At 70.6% G+C, this 7,162-nt stretch carries 6 protein-coding genes; 2 read left to right on the top strand and 4 right to left on the bottom strand.

Going from position 1 to position 7,162, the window contains the following annotated elements; genetic code table 11:
* Nucleotides 1–53: 53 nt before the first annotated feature.
* Nucleotides 54–764: a MarP family serine protease gene (locus AB0B89_RS16675; RefSeq protein ID WP_358553164.1), complete on the top strand. Its 711-nt coding sequence runs from the start codon at nt 54–56 to the stop codon at nt 762–764.
* A gap of 46 nt (nt 765–810) precedes the next feature.
* Here the strand turns inward: AB0B89_RS16675 and AB0B89_RS16670 are convergent, their stop codons facing one another.
* The 4 genes from AB0B89_RS16670 to acs form a co-directional block, all read right to left on the bottom strand.
* A complete protein-coding gene (locus AB0B89_RS16670; protein WP_358553162.1) occupies nt 811–1,311 on the bottom strand; it encodes a DUF309 domain-containing protein in 501 nt (166 codons plus the stop codon).
* Between the two features lie 43 nt (nt 1,312–1,354).
* Nucleotides 1,355–2,281, bottom strand: a complete 927-nt coding sequence (locus tag AB0B89_RS16665) for an alpha/beta hydrolase (protein WP_358553160.1) — start codon at nt 2,279–2,281, stop codon at nt 1,355–1,357.
* Nucleotides 2,282–2,289: 8 nt separating this feature from the next.
* Nucleotides 2,290–2,826: a phage holin family protein gene (locus AB0B89_RS16660; RefSeq protein WP_358553158.1), complete on the bottom strand. Its 537-nt coding sequence runs from the start codon at nt 2,824–2,826 to the stop codon at nt 2,290–2,292.
* A 503-nt stretch (nt 2,827–3,329) separates the two neighbouring features.
* Nucleotides 3,330–5,306 (bottom strand): acetate--CoA ligase, encoded by a 1,977-nt coding sequence (gene acs, locus AB0B89_RS16655; protein WP_358553156.1) that lies wholly within the window; start codon nt 5,304–5,306, stop codon nt 3,330–3,332.
* A gap of 407 nt (nt 5,307–5,713) precedes the next feature.
* Here acs and AB0B89_RS16650 point away from each other — a divergent pair, with 407 nt between their 5' ends.
* Nucleotides 5,714–6,685: an oxidoreductase gene (locus AB0B89_RS16650; RefSeq protein ID WP_358553154.1), complete on the top strand. Its 972-nt coding sequence runs from the start codon at nt 5,714–5,716 to the stop codon at nt 6,683–6,685.
* The last annotated feature ends 477 nt before the right edge of the window (nt 6,686–7,162 follow it).

Genomic DNA, 7,162 nt, shown 5'->3' with positions numbered 1-7,162 from the left:
CGGCCCGTACGGTCTGACCGGCTTGGGCGGTGTGACCGTGCCCGGCCCGCGCGGTGTGCCCGGCAGGTGCGGAGTTCCCGCAGGTGTTCAACGCGATCGGCGGCGGCCAGTTCGTCGACGTCCCGCCGCCCGACGCGAGCGTGGTCAAGGGGCCCCAGCTCCAGAAGGCCCGCCGCGCGATCGTCAAGGTCCAGGGCACCGCGCCCGCGTGCCGCAAGCGCATCGAGGGCACCGGGTTCGTCTTCGCGCCCCACCGCATCATGACCAACGCGCACGTCGTCGCCGGGGTCACCCAGGAGCTGCGGGTCACCGACGAGAACCGTGTGGGGCATGACGCCCAGGTCGTGCTCTACAACCCCGACAGGGACATCGCCATCCTCTACGTCCCCGACCTGGACGTGTCGCCGCTGAAGTTCGACTACACCGCCGAGAGCCAGGACGACGCGATCATCGCGGGCTTCCCCAAGGGCAAGGGGTTCACCACCAAGCCGGCCAGGATCCGCGTCAAGCAGAACGCCAAGGCGTCCGACATCTACTCGCGCAAGACCGTCACCCGCGAGGTCTACGCGATCCGCGGGCTGGTGCAGGCCGGGAACTCCGGCGGCCCCCTGCTCACCCCCAGCGGCCAGGTGTACGGGGTGATCTTCGCCGCGGCGACCGACGAGCCGGACACCGGGTACGCGCTCACCGCCGCGGAGGTACGGCCCGACGCCGACGACGGCAGCGGCGCCCTCGCGCGCGTCGACACCCAGGACTGCGACTAGCTGTACTCGGTCAGCAGGTCGGTGACGCGCCGAGGTCGGTGCTCGATCAATGGCCGCGTCCGGGGAGCTTCAGGATCTCGGCCACGCGGGTGATCGCGGCGCCGGGATCGGACGCCGGGTGCTCGGCCAGGTCGCGGGCGGTGCGCGCCATCTCGTCCAGGTCGAAGGGCTGATCTCGCGGGGGTTCGGGCGCGTATCGCGCGATATTGTCGGCACCACGGTTGAGCAGGGTGGCGGCCCCCCGGGCGTTCCCCCGCTGGATGTGGGTGAGCCCGACACAGACCTGCGCCAGTCCCTGCCAGAGTTCGCGCTCCTCCGCCGGTCCGGTCTTCCAGCGAGCCTCCAGCACCTCGTGGGCATGGAAGGGCCGTTCCTCGGCGAGGTAGCGGACCGCGTCGGCCACGGCCTGGCCGGCGCCGGGCGCGTAGTCGTCGGGGACCCGCTCCACACCGGGCACGCCCTTGGGCAGGGGACGGCCCAGCGCGTCCCTGGGACGGGCGTTACGCGGCCGTCCAGCGGGATCCCTGTCTCGCCCCACCTGGCTCATCGTCGCTCCGTCCCGGCCTCTGGAAGCCGCCCGCCTGGTGCCCTCACCGGTCGGGCTCGGGGTCGCCGAGCCAGCCCAGCAGCTCCGCGTCGAACTGCTCGGGGCGCTCCTCGTGCGGGAAGTGCCCGGCGCCCTCGATGAGCCGCCAGCGGTACGGCGCGGCGACGTACCTGCTGGAGCCCTGGGCCGTACGCGGCAGCGTGCAGGGGTCGAGCGAGCCGTGCATCTGCAGCGTCGGCATCTCGATCTCGGTGCGCATGAGCCTGCGGTAGCGCATGCCGTCCGGCCGGAGCTGCGAGCGTACGAACCAGCGGTGGTACTCCAGCGCGCAGTGGGCGACCGTGGGGATGCGGAACACGTCCCGGTACGTGCCGGCGACGTCCTCCTCGGGCCACTCGGGCCCCGACCAGGCGTCCAGCAACTGCCCGACGCGCGAGGCGTTGTCCTTGGTCAGCCACCGCTCGGGGAGCCACGGAAGCTGGGAGCCGAAGAGGTGACCGCTGGCCTTGAGCTGCCCGAAGGGCTGGGTCAGCATGGCCTGGCGCAGCCGCAGGGGATGCGGGGCCGAGACGGTGACCAGGCGGCGCACCGCCTTGGGGTCCGTCGCCCCCATCGTCCACGCGACCAGGCCGCCCCAGTCGTGGCCGACCACGACCGCGCACGTCTCGCCGAGCGCGCGGATCAACCCGGAGATGTTGCCCGCCAGCGCGGGCAGGTCGTACCCCCGGGGAGGCTTGTCGCTCGCCCCGTACCCGCGCAGGTCCACCGCGACGGCCCGGTACCCCGCCTCCGGCAGGGACACGAGCTGGCGGCGCCAGGTCCACCAGAACTGCGGGAAGCCGTGCAGCAGCAGCACCATGGGCCCTTCACCGGCCTCCGCGATGTGGAACATCCCGTTCCCCGCGTGGACGGAGCGATGGGTCCAGGGCCCGGGTATCCGGGCCAGCGACTCGTCGGGACGCGTGCTCATGGCGTAGCTCACGGCCGGGGGCTCGTATGCCCGGGGTCGGGGAGGGAGTCGGTCTCGTCGGTCACGGGCACGCGGTGGTGGCCGACCTGCCCCGCCGTGGGGCCACGGTAGGGCTCGGGTACGCGCGTGGGGCCCGTGCCCACCAGGGCGTCGAGCTCGTCGTCGTGCGTGCCGCCGTTCTTGAGGTTCTTCAGGCTCCGGGTGGTGCGCTTCATCCCGGCGAGGCCCTTGAGCCTCCGGTAGCCGACGAAGGCCAGCAGCAGGGCCACGATCAGGTAGAACGCGGTCACGATGGTGAACGCCAGCCACCGCATCATGCCGAGCTGCACGAGCCCGTAGGCGATCGCGAACGACGCGAGGATCAGGCACAGGTGCAGCATGAACGCGGCCACGCCGAAGAGCCCGGCCGCCGTGCCTACCCGTTTCGCGTCGAACTTCAGCTCGGCCTTCGCCAGCTCGATCTCCGAGCGGACCAGGGTGGATATGTGGTGGCTCGCCTGGGCGACGAGGGCGCCGAGCGATTCCTCCTCGGGAGGAGCGGCCATGTGTGCTCTCCTAACGGAAATTCCGGACACATTCATCTTGTGCGATGGTGCTTATCGTCGCGCCTCGCCGTCCGGTCCGCGGGTTCGGACGCGCACATGAGGCGAGATCGCCACGGCGATCGGGCTCGTGATGCGCGCTCCCCGCAGGCACGGCGGCCCCACTCCTCCGACAGTCTGGCCAGACCCGGCCGTACGGACAACCACGCGCCACCTAATATGCCCGGGTACTTCCCGATCGTGAGGCCGGCTATCACGATCACCGAAGATCCGTCGGATCCGTCGGATCCGTCAGATCCCGTCGGATCGGTCGGATCGGGTCGGACGGCAGAACCAACCGGACATCTAGGCACGACCATCCCCAGACTACTGAACGTGATCGCGGTACGGCCCTGCCGGGTCGCACGAGCGGTTTCGTCCAGGACGCGCGGAAGGCGCGGACCCGCAGCCGGGTCCGCGCCTTCCTCCCGTACCGCCGTACGGCGAGGCCGGGGGCCTCTCAGGCGTCAGTCCTCGGTCGAGGCCGAGGGCAGCTTCTCGGAGATCAGGTTCATCACAGAGCTGTCGGCCAGAGTGGTGACGTCGCCGATGCTGCGGTTCTCGGCCACGTCGCGGAGCAGACGGCGCATGATCTTGCCGGAACGGGTCTTCGGAAGCTCGGGCACCACCAGGATCTGACGCGGCTTGGCGATCGGGCCGAGCGCCTTGGCCACGTGGTCGCGCAGCTCCTTGGCGATGTTCTCGCCCTCCTCGGCGCCGCCGCGCAGGATGACGAACGCCACGATGGCCTGACCGGTGATCGGGTCGGTGGCGCCCACGACCGCCGCTTCGGCGACCTTCGGGTGGGACACCAGCGCCGACTCCACCTCGGTGGTCGAGATGTTGTGACCGGACACGAGCATGACGTCGTCGACCCGGCCGAGCAGCCACAGGTCGCCGTCCTGGTCGCGCTTGGCGCCGTCTCCGGGGAAGTACATCCCCTCGAAGCGCGACCAGTAGGTGTCGGCGTAGCGCTTGTCGTCGCCCCAGATGCCGCGGAGCATCGACGGCCACGGCTCGCGGACCACCAGGAACCCGCCGCCGCCGTCGGGCACGGACCTGGCCTCGTCGTCGACCACGTCGGCCACGATGCCGGGCAGCGGGCGCATCGCCGCGCCGGGCTTGCCTGAGGTCACGCCCGGCAGGGGGCTGATCATGATGGCGCCCGTCTCGGTCTGCCACCACGTGTCCACGACCGGGCTGCGGTTCCCGCCGATGTGCTCGCGGTACCAGACGTACGCCTCGGGGTTGATCGGCTCCCCGACGGACCCGAGGACGCGCAGCGTCGACATGTCGTACTTCGCGGGGATGTCGTCGCCCCACTTCATGAACGTGCGGATCGCGGTGGGGGCGGTGTAGAGGATCGTCACGCCGTACTTCTGCACGATCTCCCAGAAGCGCCCCCGGTGGGGGGTGTCGGGCGTGCCCTCGTAGATGACGCTGGTCGCCCCGTTGGCGAGCGGGCCGTACACGATGTAGGAGTGGCCGGTGACCCAGCCGATGTCGGCGGTGCACCAGTAGACGTCGGACTCCGGCTTGAGGTCGAAGACCGCGTGGTGCGTCCAGGCGACCTGCGTGAGGTAGCCGCCGGTGGTGTGCAGGATTCCCTTCGGGTTACCGGTCGTGCCGCTGGTGTAGAGGATGTAGAGGGGATCCTCGGCGTCGTGCTGCACGGGCTCGTGCCGCTCGCTCTGCCGGTCGACCAGCTCGTGCCACCAGATGTCCTTCTCCGTACGCGCGACGTCCTGGCCGGTCCTGCGGACGACGAGCACGTGCTCGATGCCCGGGCACTCGGCGACGGCCTCGTCCACGGTCGGCTTGAGCGCGCTCGGCGCGCCCCTCCGGTAGCCGCCGTCGGCGGTGATGACGAGCTTGGCGTCGGCGTCCTTGATGCGCCCGCTGAGCGCGCTGGCGGAGAACCCGCCGAAGACCACCGAGTGGATCGCGCCGACGCGGGCGCACGCGAGCATGGCGATCGGCAGCTCGGGGATCATCGGCATGTAGATCGCGACCCGGTCGCCCTTGCCCACGCCCAGCTCGGTCAGGGCGTTGGCGGCCTTGCTGACCTCGCGCAGGAGGTCGGAGTAAGTGAGCGTGCGGTTGTCGCCGTCCGGCTCGCCCTCCCAGTAGTACGCCACCTTGTCGCCGCGCCCGGCCTCGACGTGACGGTCGACGCAGTTGTAGGCGACGTTGAGCGTGCCGCCCAGGAACCACTTGGCGAATGGGGGATTCCACTCCAGAGTGGTCTCCCAGCGCTGCCCCCAGCTCAGCCGGTCGGCCGCCTTTTCCCAGAAGCCGAGACGATCGTCCGCCGCCTCGTCGTAGGCGTCGGCCGTGACGTTCGCGGAAGCCGCTAGGTCTGCCGGGGGCGCGAAGCTCCGGGTCTCTTGCAGCAGGTTCGACAGCGTCTCCTGGGTCTCGCGACCAGGGGTTTCCGGGGCCACAACGTACTCCTTCACATGGCCTGGCTCGATCGGGCTGGGTCCCACTTCACCAGGCTGGGGGTGGCGGGGACAAGAGGTGGGACCGGCCGTGCCGTTCGGTGATCATGTCTGACGTGGTTCACAACCGACTTTACAGACAGTCACAAAAACGACGCATTCGGTGCGGGAATGATATCTAACAATAAATGTGACAGGAGCCGGAGCGGGTTTCCGTGGACCTCGTTGAACGGTCCGAACCGCGCGCCGAACGGTTCACCGCATTCGCCGGGCGCCGTCGTCTTGACTCCGCGCGGGCCCGCTTCTGAACCGAGTGCGACTTTGCTCACACTCCCCTGGACTTCCCTTGACCCCTTGTTGACCTGCACTGCCGTCGGGACAGACTGTACTCGCGGGTAAGGTCGGGAGGCGTGAGCGACCCTCTGGCTGTCATCGCCCGGCTTCCTGGCGTCCCCGAGGCCGTACAGGAGGCCCGTACGGCCGTCGACCGACTCTACGGGCACCGCGTGCTGCGCCGGCGCGGGCCGGAGGTGTCGGCCGAGTCGGCCCTTCGCGGCGCGCGGGCCTCGGCGGCCCTGGAGGGCGCCGACATCCCGCTGGAGTCACTGCGGTCCGGCATGGCCGGGTCGCCCGTCGCCCAGGGGGCCCTTCGGGCGTCCTCCGAGGTGGGGAGGCTGTCCAAGACCTGGCGTACGGCCCCGCGGCAGGTGCTGGCACGCCTGCACGCCGTGGCCGCCGCGGACTTCTACCGGGAGCCTTCCGGGCCTGGTGCCGCGGGACGGCCCGGAGAACCGGGTGCGGGCCCTGGGCTTACCGGGATCGATGCCTGCCATGGGTTCACCGGGCGTGATGTGGGCGGTGGGTTCCTCGGGTCTGATGTCGGCGGTGGGTTCGCCGGGTCAGGTGGCGAGGGGGGGTACGCCGGTCCCGCCGACGGCGAAGAACCGCTGGGGCGGCCCCGCACAGGCCCCGCGACGTCCGACCTGCTCGGCCTCGGGCCGGCGCCCGCGGCGGAGGTCGCCGCGGCCCGGATGGCCTCGCTCGTGGCGCTCCTCACGACCCCCACGAAGGCTCCCGCGCTGGTGCTCGCCGCCATCGTCCACGCCGAGCTGGTGGTGCTCCGCCCGTTCGGGACCGCCGACGGCCTGGTGGCGAGGGCGGCCGAGCGGCTCACGCTCGTCGAGTTCGGCCTGGACCCCAAGTCCCTGGTGGCCGTCGAGGTCGGTCACGCCGATTCGGGAGAGGCTTACAGGGAGGGCCTTCGGGGGTACCTGAAGGGGACCTCTGAGGGCGTCGCGGGCTGGGTACGGCACTGCGCAACGGCTGTGGAGCTGGGCGCTCGCGAGTCCACCGCCATCTGCGAAGCGCTCCAGCGAGGCTGACCCGGCACGCCCTCCGGGGCCGCGCCTGCCTGAGACCGTCCTGTGGGCCGGCGATTTCGGTCCTGGCCTTGGCGTGGTCGGCGCGTGGCCGGGTTCGCCGAAACCCGCATGCGCAAGCGCAGGATGTTCTTGGGGTCTGGGGGCGTGTGCGCGGAAACATCTTCGCCGGAACGGTGCGAGGAAGCCAAATCTTGCGTTGCTGGCGAGGGAACGCGAAAACCTTTGTACACAAGCGAACGGCGTCCCTGGTCTGGGACGCCGTCGCCAGTACGCCACGCCGGGTTACCAAGCGTGCACCTCAAATCGTCTGAGCGGGTCAAGCCCGTCTCGACGCGCCTCCCGCGGCTGGTCGCGCGTGGGTGCCCGGCGGCCGTACTCGGACACTAGGTCCGTGCCACCTTTCTACGTCCGATCCGGCCTGATGGGAACCCCCCGGAGCAAGACCTTTACTGAGTTGTGGAGTGCTCTGACCCCGGC

The organism is Sphaerisporangium sp. NPDC049002 (genome assembly GCF_040649355.1).
GTDB lineage: Bacteria > Actinomycetota > Actinomycetes > Streptosporangiales > Streptosporangiaceae > Sphaerisporangium.
The sequence above is the reverse complement of the archived record's forward strand: the minus strand, read 5'-3'. Positions and strand labels throughout refer to the sequence as shown.